The following is a 24677-nucleotide window of genomic DNA, read 5'->3' as shown; positions in this document are numbered from 1 at the left end:
TGCTTGCCCGCCCAGACTTGCCGCGACAGGTTGATCACGATACTGTCACAATCCTGTAGCACCGACACCGTATCCCCGCGCCAGGAGGGATGGCTCGAAGGAGAATCACCCGTGCATACAGCCTTGCCGGACAGTGACACTCAGAAAGCCAACGGCGCCAAGGTGACAGTGCCTTCCAAACCTTTACTGCCAGGGACGCCGCTCGGACGGATCGGGACGCTTGAGGTTCGCCTCGCCCGGGACGAGGCGGAAATCGCCGCCGCCCAGGAAGTGCGCTACCGCGTGTTCTTCGACGAACTCGGTGCCAGGAAGCAGGCGCTGCACTCGATCGAGCGGCGCGACGCCGACCGGTTCGACGATATTTGCGATCACCTGCTGGTCTTCGATACCTCGATCAATGGCCCCGAGCATCGCCGAATCGTCGGCACCTATCGCCTGCTGCGCCAAGAGCGCGCAACGGCGGCCGGCGGCTTCTACTCCGACGACGAGTTCGAGCTGAACAAGCTCATCGCCCGCCATCCCGGCCAGCGCTTCCTCGAACTCGGCCGTTCCTGCGTGCTGCCCGAATACCGCTCCAAGCGCACCATCGAGGCGCTGTGGCAAGGCATCTGGGCCTATCTGAACCGCTATGACATCGACGTCATGACCGGTTGCGCATCGTTCCACGGCACTGTGCCCGCAGCGCATGCCGAGGCGCTGACCTATCTCGCCCATCACTGCCGCACCAGCGCAGACTGGGACGTGCGGGCAGTTGCCGGACGCTATTGCGCCATGGACCTGATGCCGATCGAAGCAGTCAACGCCAAGTCGGCGATCGCTGCGATGCCGCCGCTGATCAAGGGTTATCTGCGCGTTGGCGCCAAGATCGGCGACGGCTGCGTCATCGACCACGACTTCGGCACGACCGACGTCTTCATCGTCATGCCGGTCAAGGAAATCGGCGCCCGCTACATCAACTATTACGGCGGCGAAACCCAGCGCTTCGCCGCCTAGTGCCATGACCGACGACCTCCGGCCTGCCTTCGACAAGCTGCTAGCTGCGGCCGAAGGACTGGCTGAGGTGGTCGAAGGCACCTCCTACGGCACGCCGTCGCTTCACGTCCGCAAGAAATTCCTCTGCCGCGTCAAGGATGCCGACACGGTGGCGGTGGTGTGCGCGCTCGAGGAAAAGGAGATGCTGATGGAGGCCGATCCGCATCTCTATTTCGAGACCGCCCACTACAAGGGCTGGCCGGTGTTCCTGGTGCGCATCCACGACATTCCAGCCGATCAGCTGAGGACAAAGCTCGAACACGCCTGGTTGAGGCAGGCACCGAAGAGCCTGCTCAAGGCGCGGCAAGCAGCCGGCTGACGAACAGGGACGAGGCGCAGATGGCAGGCGCTGGTGAGCACGGACGGACGGACACGGGATCGCGCCTCATCAAGGCTACGCCCGACATCATCTACCGGGCGCTGATCGAGCCGCAAGCCGTGGCGAGCTGGCGTCCGCCACAGGGCATGCGCGGCAAAGTCCTGGCCTTCGACGCGCGCGAGGGCGGCACCTTTCGTATGGCCTTCATCTATGAAGACGAGCATGGGCACGGCAAGACCACCGACAATGCCGATGTCTTCGAGGGCCGGTTTGCCGAACTGATTCCTGGCCGCCGCGTCATCGAGCTCGTCGAATTCGAATCGGACGACCCGTCCTTTGCCGGGACCATGCGGATCGTGACGACACTGGAACCGGTCGAAGGCGGCACACGGGTCACCGTCAGCTGCGAAAACGTGCCCCCGGGCATCAGCGAGGACGACCATCGCGAGGGCATCGCCTCGTCGCTTGAAAACCTCGCGGCCTTCGTCGAAGCCCGCTAAGGGTGCCAGTCGCGCGAGGCATCTGATCAGCCGCAGGTATCGGAAGCGAGATCGTTGACCCGCTGCTCCCTGACGGCGTCGGCGATGTTGGCCATCAGCGCCAGGCAGACCAGCATGCAGGTCCCGGCGACCAGCAGCCGCAACGGTTTTCTGAAATGCCTGCCGTTGAGGACCGCGCCCGCGCCATAGATCGCCAATCCGAGAGTGCCGAAGAGCAGCACCGGGCCAGGGCCGTCGCAGTCGATGCCCGCGCCGCCCCAAGCAGTATACTCGTTCGCTGGCATCAGCCCGAACAAGGCGATGGGCAGTGCGACGACAAGGCCCACATAGCCAAGGATAGCTATGAGGCGGTGCGGCTGGTTCTGCCCGGTCATGCCAGCGGCGCCCCGGCGAAGGCGGTCATTGAGGCGTGGGCGGCGCATGCATGGCGTCCGCCGCAGGGGGCCGGCGCAACGCGTCGGCGGTTGCCAGCTCGTCGACGGCGGCAACGCCGCTCGCGTCGATCTGCGCCTCGCCTTGGGTGATCAGACGGGCGCCGCGCTGGTTGCGGGCGTGAATCCACAACCAGTTGATGGCGACGCTCAGCCGCGCCCGCGAGCCGATGAGGAAGTAGATATGGGCGATGCCCCACAACCACCACGCCAGCGCCCCTTTCAGCTTGATCCATCCGAAATCGATGACCGCGCGTCGCTTGCCGATCTGCGCCAGGCTACCCTGGTGGCGGTAGTGGAACGGCCGCGGCCCGGCGTCGCCGCGCAGCCGAGCCTTGATGCTGGAGGCGACGTGCTGGCCCTGCTGCTTGGCGGCGGGAGCGATGCCGGGCGCCGGCCTCCCGTCCGGCCCGTTCACCGTCACCATGTCGCCGACGGCGAAGATCTCGGCGTGGCCGGGCACCGTCAGGTCGGGCATGACCTGGAGACGGCCGGCCCTGTCGGCCGGGGCACCGAGCCATTCGGCGGCGGGCGATGCGCGAACACCGGCGGCCCAGATGATGGTCTTCGTCGCCAGCCTGGTGTCGCCATAGGTGACGCTGTCGGCGTTGCAGTCGGAGACGGCGCGACCGAGTTCGACCTCGATGCCGAGCTTGCGCAGCGAGCGCAACGCATATTCGGAAAGGTCGTCGGGGAACCCGCCAAGGACGCGCGGACCGGCCTCGATCAGCACCACCCGCGCCTTGCCGGTGTCGATGTTGCGGAAATCGCGCGGCAGCGTGTCCCGCGCCAGTTCGGCGATCGTTCCGGCCATTTCCACCCCGGTGGGGCCGGCACCGACGATGACGAAGGTCAGCAGTGCCGCCTGCTTTTCCGTATCTGTCTCCCGTTCGGCGCGTTCGAACGCTACCAGGATGCGGCGGCGGATGGTCGTTGCGTCCTCGAGCGTCTTCAGGCCGAGCGCAAAGGGCTCCCACTCGTCGTGACCGAAATATGCGTGCCGCGCCCCGGTCGCCAGCACCAAGCTGTCATAGGGTACCGTCTCGCCACCTTCGAGCAGAACGTGGCGCCGTTCGGCATCAACGCCGGTGACGCTGGCCAGGATTGTTGTCACGTCCGGCCTGTTCCAGACCAGCGAACGGATCGGCCAGGCGATCTCTGAGGTGGCCAGCGAAGCCGTCGCTACCTGGTAGAGCAGAGGCTGGAACAGGTGATGGTTGCGCCGGTCGATGAAGGTGACGCTGACTGCTGCGCCTGCCAGCCCCTTGACGACCTCAAGCCCGCCGAAGCCGGCGCCCACGACCACCACGCGATGCTGCATCTGACCTGTCCTCTGCTTCGTCGGCACATAGTAGAACCGGCGCCGCGGACAGGTATAGAGCCAGCTTTCTCAGGGAATATCTTCGGGGCGGCGGCCGGGACGGCTGCGATAGGCAGGAAAGGTCCAGCCGAACCTCAGCGCACCGCCACGCACCATGAAGGCCGCGACGAAGGCAACGACGGTCGACAACTCAGTCGGCAATTCCGCCAGTTCGGCAAGCGTGTAGATGGCGGCGCCCGTCATCGCCGCGGAAACATAGATCTCGGGCTTCAGCAGCACCGACGGCTCGCCTGCAAGCAGATCACGCAGGATGCCGCCGAAAGTGGCTGTCAGCATGCCCATGATGATGGCGACGGTCGGCGACCCCGTGGCCTCCAGCCCCTTGGCCGCGCCGATGGCGGCATAGGCGGCCATGCCGAGCGCATCGAGCCAGAGCAGCAGCTTGTAGCGGGATTCGACAAGATGGGCGGTGAAGAAGACCAGCACCGCGACCGAAGCACAGACCAGCACATAGGCCGGATTGATCACCCAGAAAACCGGCAGGCCGAGGATGACGTCGCGAACGGTGCCGCCGCCGATGCCGGTAAAGCTCGCCAGGAACAGGAAGCCGATGACGTCGAGCTCCTTGCGCGAGGCGGCAAGCGCACCTGTGGCGGCAAACACCGCCACGCCGGCATAGTCGAGGTAGAGCAGAGGGTTCATGGAAGGAGCGAATAGGGAGTGGTGAATCGCGCGTAGGGAAAGAACATTGCAGCCCCCCTGTCTTTGGGGTCACTGTAGCGATGAATTCCCTGTTCGCTACTCCCTATTCGCTATTCGCTTTTCAGGCGTCTTTCTCGGCCTGCTCGTTGACCGGGCCAGGTTCGGCCGGGGCATCGGCGACATGCTTGGGGCCGCCCTTGGCAACGCCGACCATGGCCGGGCGCAGCACGCGGTCGCCGATGGTGTAGCCGGACTGGGCGACATGCACGACCGTGTTGGCGGCGACGTCGGGGTTCGGCACTTCGAACATCGCCTGGTGAAAGTTCGGATCGAACTTCTCACCCAGAGGGTCGAGCTTGCGCACGCCGTGACGCTCCAGCGCCGACAGCATCGACCGCTCGGTCACCTCGACGCCCTCGATCAGGCTGGCCAGTCCAGCACCGCCAGCTGCCTTGGCATCGTCCGTGACGGCCTCGATCGCCCGGCGCAGGTTGTCCGAGACCGACAGCATGTCGCGGGCGAAATTCGCGACCGAATAGGCGCGGGCATCCTGCACGTCGCGCGCGGTACGGCGGCGCAGGTTTTCCATCTCGGCCGCGGCGCGCAGGGCGCGGTCCTTCAGCTCCTCGTTTTCCTTGAGCAGCCTTACGAGGGCTTCATAATCACCTTCGACGCTGCCTTCGATCTTGTCGGCCTGGGCCTCGGCAGTCGCGGCTTCGTCGAGCACGCGTTCGTCTTTTGCCTGATCGCTCATCGCCATTTCCCGTTGTTTGGACACGTTCTAAGTTGCGCCCGATATCGAGGTTTGGGTGCCAAAAATCAAGGGGCAAGGGCCGCCGGGACCGGATGCCGCGCCTTTCGGCGCCTCATCGCCGGTGCGGCCGGCACCAGCCATTCAATGTTAATTCAAGTTTTACCATCCGGGCCGACCATGTCTGCGGCGGGCAAGCAATGTGGGAACCATTTGCATCTGGCGGGAGTTTTGCCAGCGAAAACAGGTCTCGACCATGTCCAGCGCACGCATCAGCAAGACAGCAGCCAAGGTGGCGACGAACATCAGGCGAGAGCTGGCCTCCGAAAGCAATCTGCGCGTGCTGGAAGCGCTGCCGGCGTTCCAGGCCGACGAACATCTGCCCAAGAAACTGCGCCGCCTGCTCGACAGGCTGGATGCCGCCGAGCACGACAAGCCGCTTCGCAAGATGCTCCGCAGAAGCTAGGCTGAATCGACATTCAGCGGATCCAGATCATGGTTGCGGCGATGTGGATGAAGCCGAGGAAGTGGATGGCGCGCCGGTCGTAGCGGGTGGCGAAACGTCGGAAGTGCTTGAGCTTGTTGAAGCATCGCTCAATATGGTTGCGGCATCGGTAGATGAGCGGATCATGCGGGATGGGTTGTGATCTGGAGCGGGTGGAGGGGATGACCACCTTGGCGCCGATTTCGGCGATGAGGCTGCGCAAGGCATTGGAATCATAGGCTCGATCGGCCAGAACGGCCTCAGCGGTGTAGCCTTGCAGCAGCATCGGCGCGGCAAGGATATCGTGGCTCTGGCCAGCGGCGAGCAGGAACCTCAGCGGGCGGCCGAAGCTGTCGGCGAGCATGTGGATCTTGGTGGTCAATCCGCCTCGGGAACGCCCCAGAGCCTGATTTTTGTCCCCCCTTTTCCGGTCGCCGCCTGCTGGTGGGCGCGGACCAAGGTGCTGTCGAGCATCAGGTATTGGTTGTCCCGGTCCTTGGTGAGGTCGTCGAAGACCCGCTCCCAGACCTTCGCCTTGGACCAGCGCGAGAAGCGCTTGTGCAGTGTCTTCCACTTGCCGTAGCGCTCCGGCAGGTCATGCCAATGGGCGCCCGATCGAAGCACCCACAGCACACCATTGACGAAAAGACGGTTGTCAGAGCCAGTCCGTCCCGGATCTCCAGCCTTGCCCGGCAACAGTGCTGCGATCCGCCGCCACTGCACCTCGCTCAGTTCATATCGTTTCACTGACATCATCAGGTCTCCGCCAAATCACGGAAACCTATGAATCACGCTTCCATCCCGCCGGGAATCCTGAATGTCGATTGGCCCTAGCGCGCTGCGCGCTTCAGTCCAGGGTTCCAGCCATTTTCCCGTCGCTCTGCGGCGCTCAGGTCGCGCTGCGGCGCCAGGAATACTTCGCGCCTTCCCCAGGCGTTGCCGCCGGCTTGGCGGTCGGCTGGTAGTAGAGCGGCAAGCCGCCGACCTGGCCGGCCTCGAGCCGTTTCAACAGCACTGGGTGCGACACCTCGAATTCGTTGAAGCCGACGCGCAACATGTGCGGCAACTGATCGATCAGCACCTGGCCGGTGGCGCGCACCACACCTTCGAAGTCGTGGCGGCTGCGCAGCAATTCGGCCTTGGAGAAGGACCGGCCGTCGTTGAAGGCCGGAAAGGCAAGCGCCACCAGCGACAAGTGGGCGAGATGGTCGATGATCTCCTCGAGCTGGTCGCCGGGCTGCAGCAACACGCCGAGACGTTCCTTTGCGGCTTCGCGCTGTTCGGCCGAAAGCTCGAGAAAGGCCTGAAGCGGCAGGATCACCCGGCTGTTGCCGGAAAGCGCGCTCGCATCCTCGGCATGGGTCCAGCCATCGTCCCTGAAGCCTTCTGGTGTCCAGAGGCGCGGCGCTGGTGTCGCTTCGGTCATGAAAAAGAATTCCTAAAGTGATGCGTCGGTCAGCGACTGTTCGAGACCCGAAAGATGGATGCCGCACTCGGTCTTGGCCTGTCCGGCCCAGCGTCCACTGCGCGCGTCCTCGCCCGGTTTGACGATCTGCGTGCAGGGAAAGCAGCCGATCGAAAGGTAACCATAGGCGACCAGCGGGTTCTCGCGCAACGCGTGCTTGCGCATGTAGTCGGCGAGGTCGGAGGTGGTCCAGCGCGCCAGCGGATTGATGCGGAAGCGGGGGCCGACCTGCTCGAACACCGGCAGGGCCGCGCGTGTGGCGGCCTGGAAACGCTTGCGGCCGGTGAACCAGGCCCGGAACGGCTCGACGCCACGCGCCATCGGCTCGACCTTGCGCACGTCGCAGCAGGCGTCGGTGCTCGTCTGGTGCAGATTGCCGGTCGGGTCGATGCGGGCAAGTGCTGCCTCGTCGGGCGTGACGATGCGAATGTCCGTCAGACCAAAATCGGCGGCCAGTGCATCGCGATAGTCGAGCGTCTCGCCGAAGTGCTTGCCGGTGTCGAGAAAGATCACCGGCAGCTTGCGGTCGACCTCTGAAATCATGTGCAGTAGCACGGCTGAATCCGCCCCGAAGGACGAGACGGCCGCAATCTCGCCGACAAAGCGCTCGGTGGCAGTGCGCGCGATGACTTCGACGGGTGACAGATGCCCGTAGAGCGCGTCGAGCGCCACAGCCTCGGCCAGAACCTGAGCTTCGGTCCCGGCGTCAGGCTGCCTTGGCTTCGCTAGCATAAAGCGCCTCCTTGAACGGCGCTGGGCCGACACGGCGATAGGCGTCGAGGAACTTTTCCGAACGGTCGAGGCGGATGCCGAGATAGGTCTCGACGATCGTCTCGATGGCGTCGGTGATCTCTTCCGGGCCGAAGCCGCGGCCGATGATCTCGCCGACCGAGGTGTGCTCGTCGGCCGAGCCGCCGAGCGTCACCTGGTAGAGTTCCGCGCCCTTCTTCTCGACGCCGAGGATACCGATATGGCCAACATGGTGGTGGCCGCAGGCATTGATGCAGCCGGAGATCTTGAGCTTCAGCTCGCCGATGTCGCGCTGGCGTTCCAGCGAGGCAAAACGCCTGGAGATTTCCTGAGCCACCGGGATCGATCGGGCGTTGGCCAGGGCGCAATAGTCGAGGCCCGGGCAAGCGATGATGTCGCTGATCAGGTTGGAGTTCGACGTCGCGAGCTCGATCGCCACCAGCGCGTCATAGACCGCCTTGAGGTCGGCGCGAGCGACGTGCGGCAGGATCAGGTTCTGCTCGTGGCTGACGCGGATCTCGTCGAAGCCGTATTTCTCGGCGATGTCGGCGACAGCCTCCATCTGGCTGTCGGTGGCGTCGCCCGGCACTTCGCCGATGCCCTTGAGCGAGATCGTCACCGCGGCGTAGTCGGGATTGCGGTGGGTGAAGACGTTCTGGTCGACCCAGTCGCCAAAACTCCTGGAATCGAGCCGAGCCAGCTTGACGGCCTCGTCGCCTCCCGGCCGAGCCGTCAGCGCCGGCGGCGCAAAATAGGACTGGATCGCGGCGACATCGGCCTCGGGCAGCCTGAGTTCGCCGTCCTTCAGTGCCTGCCACTCATGCTCGACCTGGCGAACGATCTCGTCGACGCCGGTCTCATGGACCAGGATCTTGATGCGCGCCTTGTACTTGTTGTCGCGGCGACCGTGCAAATTGTACACGCGCAGGATCGCGGTGGTGTAGGACAACAGGTGCTCTTCCGGCAGGAAGTCGCGGATTTTCTTGGCGACCATCGGCGTGCGGCCCTGGCCACCGCCGATATAGACGGCAAAACCAAGCTCGCCCTTGTCGTTCTTCTTCAGATGCAGGCCGATGTCGTGGGTCTGGATGGCGGCGCGGTCGCGCTCGGCACCCGTCACCGCGATCTTGAACTTGCGCGGCAGATACGAGAACTCCGGATGCACCGACGACCACTGCCGCAGGATCTCGGCATAGGGACGCGGGTCGGCAGCCTCGTCGGCGGCAGCACCAGCGAAGTGATCGGCCGTGACATTGCGGATGCAATTGCCCGAGGTCTGGATGGCGTGCATCTCGACCGAAGCGAGGTCGGCGAGGATCGCAGGAATATCCGACAGTGCGGGCCAGTTGAACTGGATGTTCTGGCGCGTGGTGAAGTGACCGTAGCCCTTGTCGTATTTGCGGGCGATGTGGCCGAGCATGCGCATCTGCTTTGAACTCAGCGTGCCGTAAGGCACGGCGATGCGCAGCATGTAGGCGTGCAGCTGGAGATAGACGCCGTTCATCAGGCGCAGCGGCCGGAACTGATCCTCGGTGATCTCGCCGGCAAGGCGACGCTCGACCTGGTCGCTGAAATCGGCGACGCGGGCCTTCACGAAATCATGGTCGAACTCGTCGTAACGGTACATGGTCGTCTTCCGGTCTGTGTTCAGGCGGCGCCGGCGGCGGGCCGGGCTTGCTTGCCAAGGTCGAGGCGATTGCTGGGACCAGCGGCGCGGATGACCTCGCGCAGCCTGAGCGGCTGGATCGCACCGTTGACGACGCTGACGTCGATGAGGTTGACGTCAACGACTTCGTTGTTGTCGTAGGCGGCCTTGCCGATCGCCTCCAGGCGAGCTTCGCCGGCCTTGTCGCCGACGGTCTCGGCGACATCGATTGTCTCTGCCCAGGTACCGTCGGCCGCGAACCACACAGCCTCGCCGTCGGTCAGCCTGTTGGCGGTAAGGATTTTCATGCCCTGCTTCCTTCGAGCGCCGCGCGGGCGGCCTGTTCGTGCCTGTGTGCCGCGAGCGGCTCGGAAAGTTCAAAGTTGGCGCCGGCGACCGCATCGCCGATGATCGTCATGACCGGGCCGTCGAGATCGCTGCGCGTTTCGAGCGACGGCAGGTCGGCGAGCGTGCCGTGAAAGCGGCGGCGGTTCTTCAGGCTGGCGTTCTCGACGACGGCCACCGCCGTATCGGGCGACAGCCCGGCGTCGATCAGGCGGCCGGCGACGTCGGCGGCGACCGAGCGGCCCATATAGACGGCGACCGTCGCGCCAGAGATGGCGAGTTTGGCCCAGTCGGGCAGCGAACCGCCCTTGAGGTCGTGGCCTGTCGTGAACACCATCGAGGAGGTGACGCCGCGCAGCGTCAGCGGCAACTCGAAGTCGGCGGCGGCGGCGAAGGCCGAGGTAACGCCCGGCACGACCTCGTAAGACACGCCGGCATCGCGCATCGCCTGCATTTCCTCGCCGGCGCGGCCGAACACCAGCGGGTCGCCCGACTTGAGGCGGACGACGCGCTTGCCGGCCTGCGCCAGCTCGACCAGCAGGTCATTGATCTCGGATTGGGTCTTGGAGTGGCAGCCCTTGCGCTTGCCGACCGGCAGGCGCTCGGCATCGCGACGGCCCATCGAGATCACCGCCTCGGGAACCAGCGCGTCATGGACAATGACGTCGGCTTCCATCAAAAGGCGATGGGCGCGTAGCGTCAGAAGATCCTCGGCGCCAGGACCGGCGCCGACGAGCGCAACGTGACCCTTGATCGCGCCTTTCTGCAGCAAAAGCTCGGTCGCCGCGTCATGCGCATCGGCAAGCTGGCCGTTGTCGAGCGCACGCGCCGGCGCGCCTTCGAAGAATTCGCGCCAGAAGCCGCGGCGGACATTGCCCCTGGGCAGCAGGCGCTCGACGGCGTCGCGGAAGCCGGCGCCAAGCGTCGCCAGTGCGCCGAGATGCGGCGACAGCATGCGGTCGACGCGGGCGCGGATCATCTGGGCCAGGACAGGCCCTGCCCCTTCGGTGCCGATAGCAACGGCGACCGGCGCACGATTGACCAGAGCGGGGGTAAAGAAATCGCAGAGCTCGGGACGGTCGACGGCGTTGACCGGAATGCCCAGTTCACGCGCATCGACAGAGATGCGACGGTCGAGCGCCTCGTCGCCGGTCGCAGCGAACACCATCACGGCGCGCTCGATCAGCGAGGCGTCATAGGGCGCATGGATGCGGGTCGCGCCGTTGGCAGCGATCCAGTCGCGCAGATGCGGCTCGACATGGTCGGCGATGATGCGGATTTCGGCGCTCGACTGGGTAAGCAAACGGGCCTTAGCCAGCGCCTCGTCGCCACCGCCGACGATGACCACGGCTTCGCCTTCGACCTTGAGGAAGATCGGGAATGCGTTGAGCTTGGCGGCAGCTGGGGTCATGACGCAGGGTTCCGGAATGTCTGCCATTTTTAGCCGCCCTTGCTGCGCTGCAGAAGAAATGCACTCGCGCGCGTCGAGAAGGGAGGCAATCGCTTTTGCCCGCCCTGATGCCTCAAGAGAAAATTATTCCAACTGCTGGTCGACGCACATGTTTCCGAGCTACGCCTGCGACAATGCCCGCAAATGTCAGGCTGACCGCCCGCAGCCCTTGAAATCGCCGGAGTTACAAGGGTTGGCGATGCCCCACTTGTGCCGAGACGCGGTACCGAACCGAAAAGCCGCCCGGATGCGTTTTTCCTAATTTCTACTAAGTTAGTAGAATTAAGCGTGACGGCGCTCAATCCTCGATTCGCCACTTGTCCGGAACATCCATCAACCGTCGACGTTCCGCAAAAGGGGCTGACAGCAGAAGGAGCACGACATGACCCACCTCAAACTGAAGCACGGCATCTGGGTGCTGGTAGCGGATGGCGAAAAGGCGCTGTTCCTGAAGAACCGGGGCGACACCAAATACCCCAACCTCGAGGTCGTGCGCGAGATGGAGCAGGACAACCCGCCGACGCGCGAACAGGGCAGCGATCGTCCCGGCCGCTCCAGCGACGGGCCCTCGATCCACCGCAGCGCAGTCGACGACACCGACTGGCACCGTATCGCCAAGGAGCGCTTCGCCGACGAGATCGCTGCCCGGCTGTACACATTCGCCCATGCCGGCGATTTCCGCGAGATCATCCTGGTGGCACCGCCGCTGGTGCTCGGCGAGTTGCGCAAGAAGCTGCACAAGGAGGTCGACGAGCGCGTTGCGGCGGAGATTGCCAAGACGCTGACCAATCACAGCGTCAGCGACATCGAGACCATCCTGATGGCGGCCTGATCCCAGCCGTCGTTCAGAAATCCAGTTCCTTGCGTGCCGGCAGCGATTGCCGGCACTTTTCTTGATATCGGCCAAGTTTCTTGGCCGCTTAGGGTTGCGCATGCGCGCCTGCGTCCACCATATTGGAAATGCAGCGGATTTCGCCGCCGCGCCCCAAAACAATGCTCATTTTCGAAAGGTGCCGCCGGGACAATGCCGCATGACACGCCCCTCATCGCAACCATCGTCGCCGGTCTGGGGCTGGCATTCATCTTCGGCGCGCTCGCCAATCGCTTCAAGGTTCCGCCGCTCGTCGGCTATCTGATCGCCGGCGTGCTGGTCGGGCCGAACACGCCCGGCTTCGTCGCCGACCAGGAGCTGGCGCTTGAGCTCGCCGAGATCGGCGTCATCCTGCTGATGTTCGGCGTTGGCCTGCATTTCTCGCTCAAGGACCTGCTCTCCGTCCGCGCCATTGCGGTGCCCGGCGCAATCGTCCAGATTGCCTTTGCCACGGCGCTTGGCGCAGGCCTTGCCTGGATGCTCGGCTGGTCGCTTGGCGCCGGCCTCGTCTTCGGCCTGGCGCTTTCGGTCGCCTCTACCGTCGTGCTTTTGCGCGCGCTGCAGGAGCGGCGGATGATCGAGACCGAACGCGGCCGCATCGCCGTCGGCTGGCTGATCGTCGAAGATCTGGCGATGGTGCTGGCGCTGGTGCTGCTGCCCGCGCTTGCCGGCGTACTCGGCGGCGAAGCTCAGACGACCGAGACTCCCAACATCCTTGCCCTGCGCTTCGATTTCGGCGTCTGGGGCGTCATCGGCCTGACGTTGGCCAAGGTCGCGGCCTTCGTCGTGGTCATGATGGTCGTCGGCCGCCGGGTCATCCCGTGGGTTCTGCACTACGTCGCCCACACCGGCTCGCGCGAACTGTTCCGCCTGTCGGTGCTGGCGATCGCGCTCGGCGTCGCCTTCGGTGCCGCCAAGCTGTTCGGCGTCTCGCTGGCGCTGGGCGCCTTCTTCGCCGGCATGATCATGAGCGAATCCGAGCTCAGCCATCAGGCGGCGGAGGAAACGCTGCCGCTGCGCGACGCGTTTTCGGTACTGTTCTTCGTTTCGGTCGGCATGCTGTTCGACCCGACCAGCCTGCTCAGCAACACCTGGCCGATCCTTGCCACGCTGTTCATCATCATCATCGGCAAGTCGGTCGCCGCCTTCCTGATCGTGATTGCCTTCGGCTATCCGGTGGCGACAGCGCTGATCATCTCGGCCAGCCTCGCGCAGATCGGCGAGTTCTCGTTCATTTTGGCCGAGCTCGGCGTGGGGTTAGGCCTATTGCCCGAAAAAGGCCGTGACCTGATCCTTGCGGGCGCCATCCTGTCGATCGTACTCAACCCGGTGGTCTTTGCCGGCGTCGCGCGGTTGAAGCCGTGGCTGGAAAAGCGCTCGGGCAAGGTGCCGGAAACAGTCGAAGCCGTGCCGATCGGCCCGGCCACCGAGCCCGGCGAAGTCGCCACCACCACGCCAGTGGCATCGGCCAAGGTCGACGACGACACGCCGCCACCGACAAAACTCACCGACCACACCATCCTGATCGGCTACGGCCGCGTCGGCTCGCTGGTCGGCCAGTCGCTCAAGGACGCCGGCCTGCCCTTCCTGGTCATCGAGGACTCGGACAAGACCATCGCCAGGCTGATGGCAGACGGCGTCGAGACTGTCGCCGGCAACGCGGTCAAGGGCGAGGTGTTCGGCGCGGCCAATGCCGCCGGCGCCAGGCGTCTGATCCTGGCCATCCCCAATGCCTTCGAGGCCGGCCAGATCGTGCTCAAGGCCAAGGCCGCCAACCCCGGCATGCTGATCATCGCTCGTGCCCATTCCGACGCCGAGGTCGAGCACCTGACCGGGCTCGGCGCCGACAAGGTGATCATGGGCGAGCGCGAGATCGCCCGCGGCATCGTCGAACAGGTACTGGAAGGTTCGGGCAAACCGCCGGCCAACGATCCAGAACCCGACGCCCCGCCGGCGGCGGCCTGAGCCGGCCGAAGCAAAGCCCACCAAAGCAAAAAGGCCGCGCATCAGCGCGGCCTTCAGACTGCTGACAAACCCCGTCGAATTTCGGCGGGGTTTTGTTTTGTGGGTTGATTGAGCTTTTGGATTGATTTCGGGGAGCAGATGCCAAGGCCGTTGCGAGCCGGCTTTGGCCTCATGCGAGGCTTGGTTTTGGCTTTGGCCAGAGGCTGATTGCGATCTTTTTCATGTTCTGGGCGGCGGCTGCGATCAGGCACTGGCAGGCTACGCGTGTTCGCCCTCGGAAGCGGGCATAGCGATGGCCGAAGAGCTGCTTGGCATCGGCGAAGGATCGCTCGACCGTCTCCTTGCGGCGTCGATAGATCGCCTTGCCCCATGCGGTTAAGCGGTTGGCATCGACCCGCTCGTGGACATCCTGCCAGACATGGCGCGTGATGGTGCGCTCGGCCTTGGCGTTTGATGTGCAAGACGCCAGCAGCGGACAGTTGCGGCATATCGTCGGGTCGCTCCTGTAGTGGCGGTAACCGCCGCGATCGGTGGTGGCGTAAGTGAGCAACTGGCCCTGCGGGCAACGATAGCCGTCAAGGTCCGGCTCATGGACGAAAGCGCCCTTCCTCATCTTGCCAGGCTTTGGCCGGGGCGGGTTGCGATAGCCGACGACACCGTGGATGTTCCTGTCCTCCAGGCCCTTGGCGATGCCTGGCGTGGCATAGCCGGCATCCAGCCCCGCCGCCGTGACGTCGAAGCCGAAACGCTCCACCTGGCGGTCGAGCCGGTCGAGATAGACGATCGAGTCATGCACGTTGGCCGGCGTGGCAAACGTGTCGGTGATGATGCCGAAGCCGCCATCCACCGTGCGGTGATCGAGATAAAAGAAGCCCTTCGGCTTGCCCTCGCGCACCATATAGCCAGAGTCAGGATCGGTGCGCGAGACCTTCGTCTCTTTCTTTAAGGGCTGCCGCTCCTGCTCCTTCAGAACCTTCTGGCCGTGCAACGCCCGTTCGGCATCGATCGCCCGGTCGAGCTCGCCCCAGTAGTCGGCACGCGACTTGGCGACCATGGCAAGGTCGTACTTGCCCTTGTTGGCATTGGCCTTCAGGTGCGTGCTGTCGGTGTAGAGCACCGTGCCGTCGACCAAGCCTGCCCCGATCGCCTGCTCGACAATGCGGTCGAAGATCGCCTGCGCGATCGTCTCGTCCTGGTAGCGCCGGCGTCGGTTCTGCGACAATGTCGAGGCGTCGAACACCTTGTCCGTCAGCTTCAGCCGCAGGAACCACCGGTAGGCGACATTGACCTCGATCTCTCGCACCAATTGCCGCTCCGAGCGCACCCCGAACAGGTAGCCGATGAACAGCGCCTTGAACATCAAAGTCGGATCAAGTGGCGGGCGACCATTGTCGGCGCAGTAAAGCGGCGCTGTCAGATCGTGGATGAACGAGAAATCGATAACACCATCGATCTTGCGCAGAAGGTGATCAACTGGAACCAGTTGATCGAGCGTGACGATCTCAAGTGCGGTTTGTTCAGGGCCGGCTCGCTTCAACATCACCCACTGAATCACAAACCCCCAACTCTCGCCAGGGGTTTGTCAGCAGTCTGAAGGCCGCGCATCAGCGCGGCCTTTTTCATTGGCGCGCGGGCAAAGCCCGCAGCCTTCCTCAGAGGAAGGGGAACGGCATGACGAAGTTGGGCTGATAGGTGTCCATCGTCGCGCCATTGCGATCTTCGTCGATCAGCGTGCTGCTGCCGAAGCTGGCGCGCAGGCCGACCATCACCTTGTGCGAATCGAAGCTTGCCTCGCCGAAACCTTGCGAGATCGAGATGTTCTCGTACTGGTAGCGGCCGAACACCGACCAGGGCGTGCCGTCAAAGCGGTAGGTCGCCTGCAATGCTGCGGCGATGGTGTCGAAATCGGCCTCCAGGCCACCCTGGCTCAGGTTGGCGCGATGGAAGCCGAGCTCGCCGTCGAAACGCAGATTGTCCTGGGCGAAATAGCGCACGACGCCGCGAATGCCCATGAGATCGACGTCAAAAGGCAGGAAGTCGGATTCGAGGGCACCGTAATAGGCCTGCGCATAAAGCGTCACGTTGCCGAAATAGGCCTGGGCCTCGGGGCCCACCTTCCAGCTCCAGAGGTCCTCATCCGAGCCGCCTGAGAATCCGTAGGTGCTGGCCTGGACGAAGCCGCCGAAAGCGTAGGAAGCCGGGTCGCGCCAGAAGATGTGCGCCGCACCACCAACGCCGTGCAGGCTGTTGCCGTCCTGGCCGACGGCATCGACGGTGAAGTCGCCCTGGGCGTTCCAGCGCTCGGCAAACGGCACGTTGATGCGCGCCGCGCCACCGGCTGCCCACAGGGTCTCGTCGGAGAATTCGCTGATCCACAGCCCGCCGCCATAGATCTGGCCGTAGCCGGAGACTTGGCGAACGGTTTCCTCGACCGGTTGCGTCGGATCGGCGGCGAAAGCCGGCGTCGTGAGCACGACAAGCCCGGCGGCAGCGAGCAGTTTCTTCATGGATGGCCCCTCGTCAAAAAAATGCGATGCAACATCTCATATTGCTAATTTACGCAAGGGAAAGATAACAGAACCCGACCAAGCACAACCCTGGCTGGTTTTCCGGCAACAGTGATACATTGCAGCAACAGGCGGTCACACCGGCGCGCCCTTGCCCGCTCCAAGCTTCCCCCTTGCGGACATCCGGGGCAGACATCTTGGCGACGCCAAGCGCGCAGAGATGACGACTCAGCGCGAAAAAGACTGAAGCGAACCGGTCAGCAGGAACGGCGCCCCGACGATGCGGACCTTGCGCGTCGTCGCCGGCGCATCGGGTACGAAAATCGGTGACGGTACCGTCGAGAAACAGTTCGGACTTGGCTTGCGGCAGCGGGATCACCGTCCGCGCCCGCATCTCGTCGGCGCGGCGATAATAGCGTGGCAGGTCGCAGCCGTGGAAATCGGCCATTTCGCGATAAGCGAAAGCAGGTGGCAGGTCCCTGTAGGACTGGCGCGTCCTCACCGAAACCATCTCCTCGGTTTCACGCCCGATGTCGTCAAGCTCATAGACGTCCATTGCCTTGTCGTTGCAGATGTAGCGGCAACGATCGAGCGTGTTGTCGTAATGGCCGGCATTGACGAACTTGGCGTTGGGCGCCGGAAGAATAGTACCCGTCCTTGAGCCGCACGCAGTAGAGCATCGCCAGCCCGGCATATGACAGGGGCCTGTCCGACTTGCCCGGTCTGCGCGCACCATCTGGCTGCAGCCCAATGCCGACATACGCGCCCTGATCGCAGCGCCGTTGCCTCGGCGCGGTGCGGCCTGGATTTCGCGCTCGACGGCGACAGCTCGCAGCGAGCGAGCCGCCCCGTGAGGCTGCGGCGAGTGGTTTCGGCAGTCAAAGTATGTTGAGTGAGATATCGACCCGGAGGAGTTGAGTCCCGTCCTTGCTCCAAGTCGAAGCCGAATTCATGCCATAGGGGATCGATCCAAACAGCCGTCGAAATACCCCGCGTGTCGGAAATTTCGGACCATTCTTGCGGATAGAGTAGGAGCCATGAACATGCTGGGTGCCGTCATAACTGATGTTTGGACGTGCGCTGCTGAACGACTTGGGCACTGTGAAGCCTTGGGCTTCGAACCATTTCGTTGCATGCGAAATGTTTTTGTAGGAAGCAAGAAGCCTGAACATGCAGACCTCGGCCTCACTCACGTTGTTGATGCGGTCCCAATCCATCTGCTCAAGGTAATTTGGGGAGGCCTTATCGGCGTTCCTCGACAGGCAGGATGCCACGTCGGGAAAATCCATCAACGCCACCTTCCGAGCTGCGGACATCTTCCGCAAAGGCACGGGCGGCGTTCCCAAGCCGGGTTCGCTTACGTAGCTTACCCACAGCAGTTTTCCTCCATAGTAGCCGTAGCTCACTGCTTGGGCAGCAAGATAGGCAACGACTGCGTAAGCGAGATAGGTTCCGGGCTTGAACCCCGGCTGACTCTTTTGTTCACGCCAAGCCGAAATCCAGTCGCCCGCCGACTTACCGGCCGACAGCCAGTAAAAGTAGCCTGCGGCCGGCGCCGAAACCGCCGCAGCCAGCAAGTTTGCTCGCCCCAGGAACAGCCCTCCGGCTATCCAGACGAGAAAGTAGGGCCACTGCTTTTGCACACCGCGCAGTTCCATGATGGTGAGCATGAAAAGCAATGGCGCAGCACCAAAGAAGACGTACGCTGGCGCACGAAATACAACGCCCCACCACAGCGCGTGTAATGGGAAGCCATTTGCGACAGGGAGTGCGTTTACGAACTCAAACAATGCGGCAAAGATCACGATCCCCATGACGGCGCAAAATGCCATACGGAGAATTCGGAGCAATATCGTCATAACATCCCCATGAAATATTCGATGTTCTGAAAACTCATAACATCAAATGAATACTTCACCGATCGTCAACAACAACCGTCGGGGATATTTCCGGAAAGCATCATGACCGATAGACGTCCGCGCACGTCTGTTGCGAACGTCACAGACATACGCAGATCATCAGGGATTTGGAGTGCCTAGTTCCCCAGAAGCACGTCCAGGATCGACGTTTCGCGGCGCTGGGTCGGACCGCCGACTTCGCCGGGAGGAACCGGGCGGCCGCCGCCGACATCTGCGGGCGGCACGGGTCGGCCGATCGAGGCGGTGGGTTGGTCCTGCCGGACGTTGACGGCGCCGACCTGCTGCTTTGCCGGCTTCGGCGCTGGCGGGAAGGTGTTTTCATCCATTTGCTGGGCCGGCTGGTCGTCAACGGCGACGTCAGGTGCCCCGCTGCCCGGTGTCCACGAGCCCGGAAGCGCCGCCACCGGCACGCCTTCGTGGGCTGCAACCATGAATTCGTGCCAGGCCAGCGCCGGCAGTGCGCCGCCGGTGACCTTCTTCATCGGTTTGCCGTCGTCATTGCCGAACCACACGCCGGTGGTCAGGTTGGCGGTGAAACCAACGAACCAGGCATCGCGCGAGTTCTGGCTTGTGCCTGTCTTGCCGGCTGCCGGCCAGGCAAAGGCAGCCTTCTTGGCCGTACCCTCCTCGACCGCGCCGGTCATCATCGCGTTCATCATGCCGACGACCTCGGGACTGATCACCCGCGGCCCGCCTCCAGCCGTGTTCTCGTAGAGCACCTTGCCGTCGGTGGTGGTGACACGGCGGATGATGTGGACTTCGGGCCGGTAGCCGCCATTGGCGAAAGGCACGTAGGCAGCGGTCAGCTCGAGCGGGGTTACCTCGGATGTGCCGAGCGAGATCGATACGTTGGGCTGCAACTCGGATTCGATGCCCATGCGATGGGCTGCCTCGACGACAGCGTTGGGCCCGACTTCCATGGCGAGCTGTGCCGCCACCGAATTCAGCGACTTCGCCAGGGCCGTCTTCAGCGTCACCCGGCCATAATATTTGCCGTTGTAGTTTTCCGGCGTCCACTTGCCGATCTTGATCGGCGCGTCGTTGCGCATACTGTCGGGGGTGCGGCCCTGCTCAAGTGCCGCCATGTAGACGAAGGGCTTGAACGCCGAGCCCGGCTGGCGCCGCGCTTCGGAAGCGCGGTCGAACTGGCTGGTGGCATAGTCGTAGCCGCCGACCATGGCGCGCACGGCGCCGGTATTGGCGATCGACACCAGCGCGCCCTGGCTGACATTCAGCTTCTGGCCGTTCTCGTCGACGAGCCGCCGGATCGATTTCTCGGCAATCTCCTGCAGCGTCATGTCGACTGTCGTGTCGACGACGATGTCCGACTGCACCTCGCCGATGAGCTCGGGCAACTCCTGCATGACGCGGTCGGCGACGTAGTTTTCCGAACCGGTCCAGAACGAGGCGACACGGGTCGCCGGCGCATTCATTGCGTTGGCCAGTTCCTTGTCGCCGATCATGCCCTGGTCGCGCATGGCGGCAAGGACCAGTTGGGCGCGGTCGCCCGCGGCCTTGGGATCGCGTGCCGGCGACAGCCGCGACGGCGCCTTGAGCAGGCCGGCCAGAAGTGCCGCCTCGGCCAATGTCACGTCGCGCGAGGACTTGCCGAAATAGCGCCGCGAGGCGGCCTCCACGCCATAAGAACCGGAGCCGAAAAACACCCGGTTGAGATACATCTCAAGGATCTGGTCCTTGGTGTGCTTCTGCTCCAACCACATTGCCAGGAGCACTTCCTGGACCTTGCGCTCCAAGGTGCGGTCGGGCTTCAGGAACAGGTTCTTGGCCAGCTGCTGGGTCAGCGTCGAGCCGCCCTGGGTGAAGCGGCCATTGAGGAACCGCGTCGACACGGCACGCGCCAGGCCAATCGGGTCGAAGCCGAAATGCGAATAGAAGCGCTTGTCCTCGATCGCGATCACGGCTTGCGGGATGTAGGGCGACATCTGGTGCAGGCCGACAGCCTCGCCGCCGGTCATGCCGCGATTGGCGACGAGCTGGCCGTCGACGCCGACGATCTTGATGTTGGGCGAACGGTCGGGAATGGCCCAGGTGGTGGCGCTGGGCATCTTGGCGCCGTAGTAGACGACGATGCCGGCAGCGGCGATGCCGCCCCAGATGGCAAGAACGAAGCACCAGTAGACCAGGCGACCGAAGATGCCGAACAGGCCGCGCTTTGGCTTGCGCGAGCGGCTGCGGCCGCGTTCAGGCGCGCGGCCCTTGGACGACTTGCGCTTGGCGGGCTGCTTGCGGCGGCTGGGCACGACGCGGTCCTCCTCGCGCACCGAAAAGACGTCGTCCTCCGCATCATTGCGCGGTCCATCGAAGCTGGGCTCGATGCGTCTGTCGTTCCGGTTCGCCATACCTGTTTGTCCGGCCCCCATGCCAATGGCGTTCCGGTTGGACAGTAAATGCGGCGATTTAAGGAGGCCTTAAACAACCGGAGCTGCCGCCCTGTGGGCAAGGCGCAACGGCCGCGCTGTGGATAGGGGTGACCGAAACAGCAAAACCGCCGTCCTTGCGGGCGGCGGTTTGGCGGTCGGTCCATGTCACTGCGGGATCGGGTCAGGACGCGGATCGTTCGGCTTGTCGGGGCGGTCGCTGCCCTTGTAACAGGGGCTCGAGGGATCGTTCTTGTCGCAGCAATTGCTGCTCTGCAGGTAGCGCGGATCCTTCGGCTTCCATTCGCAACGGCGGATCTCTGTCGACTGGCACGCGGTCACCGCCGAAGCGGCGACGACGGCCAGAATGATGTTGCGGAATACACTCATGGTTCTCTCCTTTGAAATGAATTTTCCCACCTCACGAGACTGGGTCGCAGCCAAGGGCGAAATGGTTCAAAAGAGATTTGAGATTTTTTACGCTGCCTCTAATCGGTAGCAGGACAGGGCGTCGGCGCGGAGATGATGACCCCCAACGTGGCGTTGGACCTGCATCGGAAGCAGTTTGGAGGTCGGCGGCAGTGGCGGCCGCTTCTATGGTCCGGTCGTCTTGTTGAGGGCAGCTGAGACCCGCTCGCGCAGCATCTCGGCGATGTCTGTGGCCATGTGAAGGCGGACACGGCCGCCGCGGGCATCGACGAGCGTCACGGCGACGCCGTCCAGCGTGTCGTCCTTGGCAGCCTCCACGGCCGCCACCATGAACTCATGTTCCTTGCGATCGGTTTTTTCGGCCATGGCTATGCTCCCTGGCTGGCAGAACCGATCATACGCCTATTCGTCGTCTTCGTCGCTGCCGCCTGATTTGGCCCAGGAGTGCGGGCTGATGCGTTTCTGGGTGTCGCTGTCGACATAGGCCCACCAGCCGGTGTCGCTGTCGTCCCATTGCCCGCCTGATGCCTTCAGGCGGTCCAGCGACCGGTACTGCGCAACCGATTCATTTTCCTGGCCGTCGCGGTCGGTCCAGTAGACCGTGACCTTGGAGCCATCGGTAGGTGCGGAAGCGATCGGCAGTTTGGCGCTCATCTGGGTCTCTCGGATTGCTGCTGGCGGATTGCTGGCCAACGATAGACGACCGCGCGGCCCGGTAAAGCCACGCGGCGGCAAAAGTCAGCGACGGCTGAGCAGGGCAGCGACAAGGCCGAAGACCGCGACGCCGACAAGTGCTGTCGTCATCGGATTGTCCTGGGCGGTTTTCTTCGCCACGCGCGCCTGCTTGCGCATCGCCGGCAAGGCATCGGTGAAGCGGTCGTACAAACCTTCGTAAAGCTCTGAAGCGCTTTCACGGCTGTCGGCAAGGGCTGCGGAGCCGCGCTTGGACATCGACTTGGTCAGCGAAGCGACCTGCTTGGTCAGCTGGGAAACCTGTTCTTCGAGGTCGGCCTGGATTTCTTCACGGGTGGAAGCCATTCGTATGCGTCCTTTCATCTGGTACGCATCCAAACGGCTCAGGCAGGCTGTTGTTCCCTAGGCGGGGCTAAACGTCGCCACCCAGTCCGACCGCCTGCAGCTACAGTCGGACGGATCTTTCACGATATCAAGCGCTTAGAACTCAGCTATGGGCGAAGATGTCTTCTTCGTCCCAGCCCATCAGGTCGAGTTTGGCGCGGGTGGGCAGGAAGCGGAAGCAGGCCTCGGCTTCCCTGCTGCGGCCATCGCGCTCCAGCCTAGCGGCGAGCACGTCGCGCAGCCGGTGCAGGTAGAGCACATCGGAGGCGGCGTATTCGAGCTGCTCCGGCGACAGCGTCTCTGCCGCCCAGTCCGACGACTGCTGCTGCTTGGACAGCGACACGCCCAAAAGCTCGTTGCAGATGTCCTTCAGGCCGTGGCGGTCGGTGTAGGTGCGGACCAGGCGCGAGGCGATCTTGGTGCAGAACACCGGCTCGGTCATCACGCCGAAGGCGTTGTAGAGCACGGCGATGTCGAAGCGGCCGAAATGGAACAGCTTGGTCACCTTGCGGTTCTTCAGAAGCGCGGTGAGGTTCGGCGCCTTCTTCTGGCCCGGCGCGATCTGGATGACGTCGGCGGTGCCATCGCCCGGCGAAATCTGGACGACGCAAAGGCGGTCGCGATGCGGGTTCAGCCCCAGCGTCTCGGTGTCGATGGCAACGGCATCGACGTCGTAGTGCTGGAGGTCGGGAAGGTCGTGCTTGTGAAAGCGGATGGTCATGCGTGTCTCCGATCGCGGCTTGGCAACTCAGTTGCCGCGATCGGAGGAAAAATCAATAGAAACCTCGGTTTCTGGCTCACTTGCGCGTCAGCGCCTCGAGAATACGCGCCCAGGAGCGCTGGCCCTTGTGGAACGAGGCCAGATCGTATTTCTCGTTCGGCGAGTGGATGCGGTCGTCAGGCAAAGCGAAACCGACGAGCAGCGACTCCATGCCAAGGAAGCTCTGGAAGTCGCCGACGATCGGGATCGAGCCACCCATGGCGAGCATTACGGCCGGCTTGGGCCACTCGTCCGACAGCGCATCCTTGGCCTTTGCCAGGAACGGCGAGTCGTAGGACAGCTGGATCGCCGGCCCGGCGCCATGCTCGTGGAACTCGACGCTGCAATCGGCCGGCATGCGCGCCTTCACGAAGTCGCGGAAGGCGGCACGGATCTTGTCGGGGTTCTGCTTGTGCACGAGGCGGAACGACACCTTGGCCGACGCTTCGGCGGCGATGACCGTCTTGAAGCCCTTGCCGGTGTAGCCGCCTGATATGCCGTTGAACTCGGCGGTCGGGCGGGCCCAGACCAGTTCGAGGATCGACCGGCCCTTCTCGCCCGAAGGGATCGACAGACCGATCTCGCCGAGGAAGTTTTCCGCCGTCTCGCCGAGCGTTTCCCACGACTTCAACACCTGCGAGGGCGTCTCCTCGACGCCGTCATAGAAGCCGGGAATGGTGACGCTGCCATTTTCGTCATGGATGGCTGCCAGCACCTTGGACAGGATGCGCACCGGATTGGCGGCGGCACCGCCATATTCACCCGAATGCAGGTCGCGGTCGGCGGCCTTGACGATCACCTCCTCACCGACGAGGCCGCGCAGGCCGACGCAGATGGCGGGCGTCTGGCGGTCCCACATGCCAGTGTCGCAGACCATGGCGAAATCGGCCTTCAACTCCTCGGCATTGGCCTCGAGGAATGGCTTCAGCGACGGCGAACCGGACTCCTCCTCACCCTCGAACAGCAGCGTAATCCTGCATGGCAGGCCGCCATGCACTTCCTTCCAGGCGCGGCAGGCCTCGACGAACAGCATCAGCTGTCCCTTGTCGTCGGACGAGCCGCGGCCGGTGATGACCTTGATGCCGCCGGCGATCTCCTTGATCTTGGGATCGAAGGGATCGTCTTCCCAGAGGTTAAGTGGGTCGACCGGCTGCACGTCGTAGTGGCCGTAGAACAGTACATGCGGCGAGCCGGCGGGGCCGTCGTGATGGGCGACCACCATCGGATGACCTGGCGTGTCGCGCACGCTGGCGTCGAAGCCGATGGTCTTGAGGTCGGCGACCAGCCATTCGGCGGCCTTGCGGCAGTCGCCTGCAAAGGCCGGGTCGGTGGAGATCGACTTGAGACGGAGCAACTCGAACAGGCGCTCCAGGCTCTGGTCGAGATTCTTGTCGAGGCGATCGAGAACGGGTGCGACAACGGACATTGGGGTGCCTTTCGATTCTTCTGGCGCGCAACCTAGTGGGCCGATGTGAAAACGAAAAGGCGGCAGGATTGGGCCAGCGGTCAACGCTGCGAAAGCTCTCTGGCAAGCGGACAAAAAAGTGCCGCCGTGGTGGAGGGGGGAGCCACGGCG

General features: G+C 63.8%; 26 protein-coding genes and 1 pseudogene. 6 read left to right on the top strand and 21 right to left on the bottom strand.

Annotated elements, in window-relative coordinates; genetic code table 11:
* Positions 1–162 precede the first annotated feature (162 nt).
* The 3 genes from olsB to Amn_RS02450 are packed head-to-tail and all read left to right on the top strand — an operon-like array spanning position 163 to position 1851.
* A complete protein-coding gene (olsB, locus tag Amn_RS02460; RefSeq protein ID WP_246787043.1) occupies positions 163–993 on the top strand; it encodes a l-ornithine N(alpha)-acyltransferase in 831 nt (276 codons plus the stop codon).
* Positions 994–997: 4 nt separating this feature from the next.
* Positions 998–1351, top strand: coding sequence for an MmcQ/YjbR family DNA-binding protein (locus tag Amn_RS02455; RefSeq protein ID WP_067954892.1), 354 nt, complete (start codon positions 998–1000; stop codon positions 1349–1351).
* Positions 1352–1371: 20 nt separating this feature from the next.
* Positions 1372–1851 carry an SRPBCC family protein gene (locus Amn_RS02450; protein ID WP_286294465.1) on the top strand — a complete coding sequence of 160 codons (480 nt, stop codon included), beginning with the start codon at positions 1372–1374 and terminating at the stop codon, positions 1849–1851.
* 26 nt (positions 1852–1877) lie between these two features.
* Here Amn_RS02450 and Amn_RS02445 read toward each other — a convergent pair whose 3' ends face one another.
* From Amn_RS02445 to grpE, 4 genes are all read right to left on the bottom strand, one after another.
* Positions 1878–2225 carry a hypothetical protein gene (locus tag Amn_RS02445; RefSeq protein ID WP_263005345.1) on the bottom strand — a complete coding sequence of 116 codons (348 nt, stop codon included), beginning with the start codon at positions 2223–2225 and terminating at the stop codon, positions 1878–1880.
* A 25-nt stretch (positions 2226–2250) separates the two neighbouring features.
* A complete protein-coding gene (locus Amn_RS02440; protein WP_286294464.1) occupies positions 2251–3603 on the bottom strand; it encodes an NAD(P)/FAD-dependent oxidoreductase in 1353 nt (450 codons plus the stop codon).
* Between the two features lie 69 nt (positions 3604–3672).
* Positions 3673–4305, bottom strand: coding sequence for a trimeric intracellular cation channel family protein (locus Amn_RS02435; RefSeq protein WP_192319107.1), 633 nt, complete (start codon positions 4303–4305; stop codon positions 3673–3675).
* Positions 4306–4426: 121 nt separating this feature from the next.
* Positions 4427–5059, bottom strand: coding sequence for a nucleotide exchange factor GrpE (gene grpE, locus Amn_RS02430; protein ID WP_286294463.1), 633 nt, complete (start codon positions 5057–5059; stop codon positions 4427–4429).
* 253 nt (positions 5060–5312) lie between these two features.
* On the opposite strand from grpE, the gene Amn_RS02425 reads away from it, so the two are divergent.
* Positions 5313–5522, top strand: coding sequence for a hypothetical protein (locus Amn_RS02425; protein WP_154384561.1), 210 nt, complete (start codon positions 5313–5315; stop codon positions 5520–5522).
* A gap of 13 nt (positions 5523–5535) precedes the next feature.
* On the opposite strand, the pseudogene Amn_RS02420 reads toward Amn_RS02425, so the two are convergent.
* The 6 genes and pseudogenes from Amn_RS02420 to cysG form a co-directional block, all read right to left on the bottom strand.
* Positions 5536–6293, bottom strand: a pseudogene (locus Amn_RS02420) (IS5 family transposase).
* 136 nt (positions 6294–6429) lie between these two features.
* Positions 6430–6966 (bottom strand): DUF934 domain-containing protein, encoded by a 537-nt coding sequence (locus Amn_RS02415; protein ID WP_067954902.1) that lies wholly within the window; start codon positions 6964–6966, stop codon positions 6430–6432.
* 12 nt (positions 6967–6978) lie between these two features.
* A complete protein-coding gene (locus Amn_RS02410) occupies positions 6979–7737 on the bottom strand; it encodes a phosphoadenylyl-sulfate reductase (protein ID WP_067954904.1) in 759 nt (252 codons plus the stop codon).
* Entirely contained in the window at positions 7712–9382 is a 1671-nt protein-coding gene (locus Amn_RS02405; protein ID WP_067954905.1) for a nitrite/sulfite reductase, read from the bottom strand. Before Amn_RS02405 ends, Amn_RS02410 begins: the two co-directional genes overlap by 26 nt.
* 20 nt (positions 9383–9402) lie before the next feature.
* Positions 9403–9708 (bottom strand): DUF2849 domain-containing protein, encoded by a 306-nt coding sequence (locus Amn_RS02400; RefSeq protein ID WP_067954908.1) that lies wholly within the window; start codon positions 9706–9708, stop codon positions 9403–9405.
* Entirely contained in the window at positions 9705–11156 is a 1452-nt protein-coding gene (gene cysG, locus Amn_RS02395; protein WP_286294461.1) for a siroheme synthase CysG, read from the bottom strand. Before cysG ends, Amn_RS02400 begins: the two co-directional genes overlap by 4 nt.
* 421 nt (positions 11157–11577) lie before the next feature.
* On the opposite strand from cysG, the gene Amn_RS02390 reads away from it, so the two are divergent.
* A complete protein-coding gene (locus Amn_RS02390) occupies positions 11578–12027 on the top strand; it encodes a baeRF12 domain-containing protein (protein WP_286294460.1) in 450 nt (149 codons plus the stop codon).
* A 192-nt stretch (positions 12028–12219) separates the two neighbouring features.
* The gene (gene ybaL, locus Amn_RS02385; protein ID WP_286294459.1) at positions 12220–14031 is read left to right on the top strand and encodes a YbaL family putative K(+) efflux transporter; all 1812 of its coding nucleotides are present in this window, start codon (positions 12220–12222) and stop codon (positions 14029–14031) included.
* Between the two features lie 169 nt (positions 14032–14200).
* Here the strand turns inward: ybaL and Amn_RS02380 are convergent, their stop codons facing one another.
* The 11 genes from Amn_RS02380 to Amn_RS02330 all read right to left on the bottom strand — a co-directional run bounded on the left by Amn_RS02380 (position 14201) and on the right by Amn_RS02330 (position 24527).
* Positions 14201–15571, bottom strand: a complete 1371-nt coding sequence (locus Amn_RS02380; RefSeq protein WP_286294458.1) for an IS1182 family transposase — start codon at positions 15569–15571, stop codon at positions 14201–14203.
* Between the two features lie 112 nt (positions 15572–15683).
* On the bottom strand, positions 15684–16538 hold the full coding sequence (locus tag Amn_RS02375) for a hypothetical protein (protein WP_067954914.1): 855 nt from the start codon (positions 16536–16538) through the stop codon (positions 15684–15686).
* Positions 16539–16587: 49 nt separating this feature from the next.
* A complete protein-coding gene (locus Amn_RS02370) occupies positions 16588–17232 on the bottom strand; it encodes a DUF2865 domain-containing protein (protein WP_286294457.1) in 645 nt (214 codons plus the stop codon).
* 184 nt (positions 17233–17416) lie between these two features.
* Positions 17417–18397 (bottom strand): hypothetical protein, encoded by a 981-nt coding sequence (locus Amn_RS02365; RefSeq protein WP_286294456.1) that lies wholly within the window; start codon positions 18395–18397, stop codon positions 17417–17419.
* 176 nt (positions 18398–18573) lie between these two features.
* Positions 18574–20817: a transglycosylase domain-containing protein gene (locus tag Amn_RS02360; RefSeq protein ID WP_286294454.1), complete on the bottom strand. Its 2244-nt coding sequence runs from the start codon at positions 20815–20817 to the stop codon at positions 18574–18576.
* Positions 20818–21003: 186 nt separating this feature from the next.
* On the bottom strand, positions 21004–21225 hold the full coding sequence (locus tag Amn_RS02355; RefSeq protein WP_067954921.1) for a hypothetical protein: 222 nt from the start codon (positions 21223–21225) through the stop codon (positions 21004–21006).
* A gap of 204 nt (positions 21226–21429) precedes the next feature.
* Complete coding sequence (locus Amn_RS02350) at positions 21430–21630, bottom strand: hypothetical protein (RefSeq protein WP_154384555.1); 201 nt, start codon at positions 21628–21630, stop codon at positions 21430–21432.
* 36 nt (positions 21631–21666) lie between these two features.
* On the bottom strand, positions 21667–21918 hold the full coding sequence (locus tag Amn_RS02345; RefSeq protein WP_067954926.1) for a hypothetical protein: 252 nt from the start codon (positions 21916–21918) through the stop codon (positions 21667–21669).
* A gap of 84 nt (positions 21919–22002) precedes the next feature.
* Positions 22003–22302: a hypothetical protein gene (locus Amn_RS02340; protein ID WP_154384554.1), complete on the bottom strand. Its 300-nt coding sequence runs from the start codon at positions 22300–22302 to the stop codon at positions 22003–22005.
* 142 nt (positions 22303–22444) lie between these two features.
* A complete protein-coding gene (locus tag Amn_RS02335) occupies positions 22445–23062 on the bottom strand; it encodes a ribonuclease D (RefSeq protein ID WP_154384553.1) in 618 nt (205 codons plus the stop codon).
* Positions 23063–23138: 76 nt separating this feature from the next.
* Positions 23139–24527 carry a M20/M25/M40 family metallo-hydrolase gene (locus Amn_RS02330; RefSeq protein WP_286294451.1) on the bottom strand — a complete coding sequence of 463 codons (1389 nt, stop codon included), beginning with the start codon at positions 24525–24527 and terminating at the stop codon, positions 23139–23141.
* Positions 24528–24677 lie beyond the last annotated feature (150 nt).

Origin of the sequence: Aminobacter sp. Y103A, from assembly GCF_030294925.1 — a bacterium.
Classification (GTDB): Bacteria; Pseudomonadota; Alphaproteobacteria; order Rhizobiales; family Rhizobiaceae; genus Aminobacter; species Aminobacter ciceronei.
This window is presented reverse-complemented; position numbering and strand designations above follow the sequence as displayed.

Bases quoted from the DNA above. Each gene is read 5' to 3' on its own strand.
- Amn_RS02350 (WP_154384555.1), bottom strand. From the start codon at position 21,630: ATGGCCGAAAAAACCGATCGCAAGGAACATGAGTTCATGGTGGCGGCC.
- Amn_RS02365 (WP_286294456.1), bottom strand. From the start codon at position 18,397: ATGACGATATTGCTCCGAATTCTCCGTATGGCATTTTGCGCCGTCATG.
- Amn_RS02450 (WP_286294465.1), top strand. From the start codon at position 1,372: ATGGCAGGCGCTGGTGAGCACGGACGGACGGACACGGGATCGCGCCTC.
- Amn_RS02445 (WP_263005345.1), bottom strand. From the start codon at position 2,225: ATGACCGGGCAGAACCAGCCGCACCGCCTCATAGCTATCCTTGGCTAT.
- Amn_RS02330 (WP_286294451.1), bottom strand. From the start codon at position 24,527: ATGTCCGTTGTCGCACCCGTTCTCGATCGCCTCGACAAGAATCTCGAC.
- Amn_RS02415 (WP_067954902.1), bottom strand. From the start codon at position 6,966: ATGACCGAAGCGACACCAGCGCCGCGCCTCTGGACACCAGAAGGCTTC.
- Amn_RS02455 (WP_067954892.1), top strand. From the start codon at position 998: ATGACCGACGACCTCCGGCCTGCCTTCGACAAGCTGCTAGCTGCGGCC.
- Amn_RS02335 (WP_154384553.1), bottom strand. From the start codon at position 23,062: ATGACCATCCGCTTTCACAAGCACGACCTTCCCGACCTCCAGCACTAC.
- Amn_RS02405 (WP_067954905.1), bottom strand. From the start codon at position 9,382: ATGTACCGTTACGACGAGTTCGACCATGATTTCGTGAAGGCCCGCGTC.
- Amn_RS02435 (WP_192319107.1), bottom strand. From the start codon at position 4,305: ATGAACCCTCTGCTCTACCTCGACTATGCCGGCGTGGCGGTGTTTGCC.
- Amn_RS02370 (WP_286294457.1), bottom strand. From the start codon at position 17,232: ATGCCGGGCTGGCGATGCTCTACTGCGTGCGGCTCAAGGACGGGTACT.
- Amn_RS02345 (WP_067954926.1), bottom strand. From the start codon at position 21,918: ATGAGCGCCAAACTGCCGATCGCTTCCGCACCTACCGATGGCTCCAAG.
- ybaL (WP_286294459.1), top strand. From the start codon at position 12,220: ATGCCGCATGACACGCCCCTCATCGCAACCATCGTCGCCGGTCTGGGG.
- grpE (WP_286294463.1), bottom strand. From the start codon at position 5,059: ATGAGCGATCAGGCAAAAGACGAACGCGTGCTCGACGAAGCCGCGACT.
- Amn_RS02440 (WP_286294464.1), bottom strand. From the start codon at position 3,603: ATGCAGCATCGCGTGGTGGTCGTGGGCGCCGGCTTCGGCGGGCTTGAG.
- Amn_RS02380 (WP_286294458.1), bottom strand. From the start codon at position 15,571: ATGTTGAAGCGAGCCGGCCCTGAACAAACCGCACTTGAGATCGTCACG.
- Amn_RS02410 (WP_067954904.1), bottom strand. From the start codon at position 7,737: ATGCTAGCGAAGCCAAGGCAGCCTGACGCCGGGACCGAAGCTCAGGTT.
- Amn_RS02375 (WP_067954914.1), bottom strand. From the start codon at position 16,538: ATGAAGAAACTGCTCGCTGCCGCCGGGCTTGTCGTGCTCACGACGCCG.
- Amn_RS02425 (WP_154384561.1), top strand. From the start codon at position 5,313: ATGTCCAGCGCACGCATCAGCAAGACAGCAGCCAAGGTGGCGACGAAC.
- Amn_RS02360 (WP_286294454.1), bottom strand. From the start codon at position 20,817: ATGGCGAACCGGAACGACAGACGCATCGAGCCCAGCTTCGATGGACCG.
- Amn_RS02400 (WP_067954908.1), bottom strand. From the start codon at position 9,708: ATGAAAATCCTTACCGCCAACAGGCTGACCGACGGCGAGGCTGTGTGG.
- Amn_RS02390 (WP_286294460.1), top strand. From the start codon at position 11,578: ATGACCCACCTCAAACTGAAGCACGGCATCTGGGTGCTGGTAGCGGAT.
- Amn_RS02355 (WP_067954921.1), bottom strand. From the start codon at position 21,225: ATGAGTGTATTCCGCAACATCATTCTGGCCGTCGTCGCCGCTTCGGCG.
- Amn_RS02340 (WP_154384554.1), bottom strand. From the start codon at position 22,302: ATGGCTTCCACCCGTGAAGAAATCCAGGCCGACCTCGAAGAACAGGTT.
- cysG (WP_286294461.1), bottom strand. From the start codon at position 11,156: ATGACCCCAGCTGCCGCCAAGCTCAACGCATTCCCGATCTTCCTCAAG.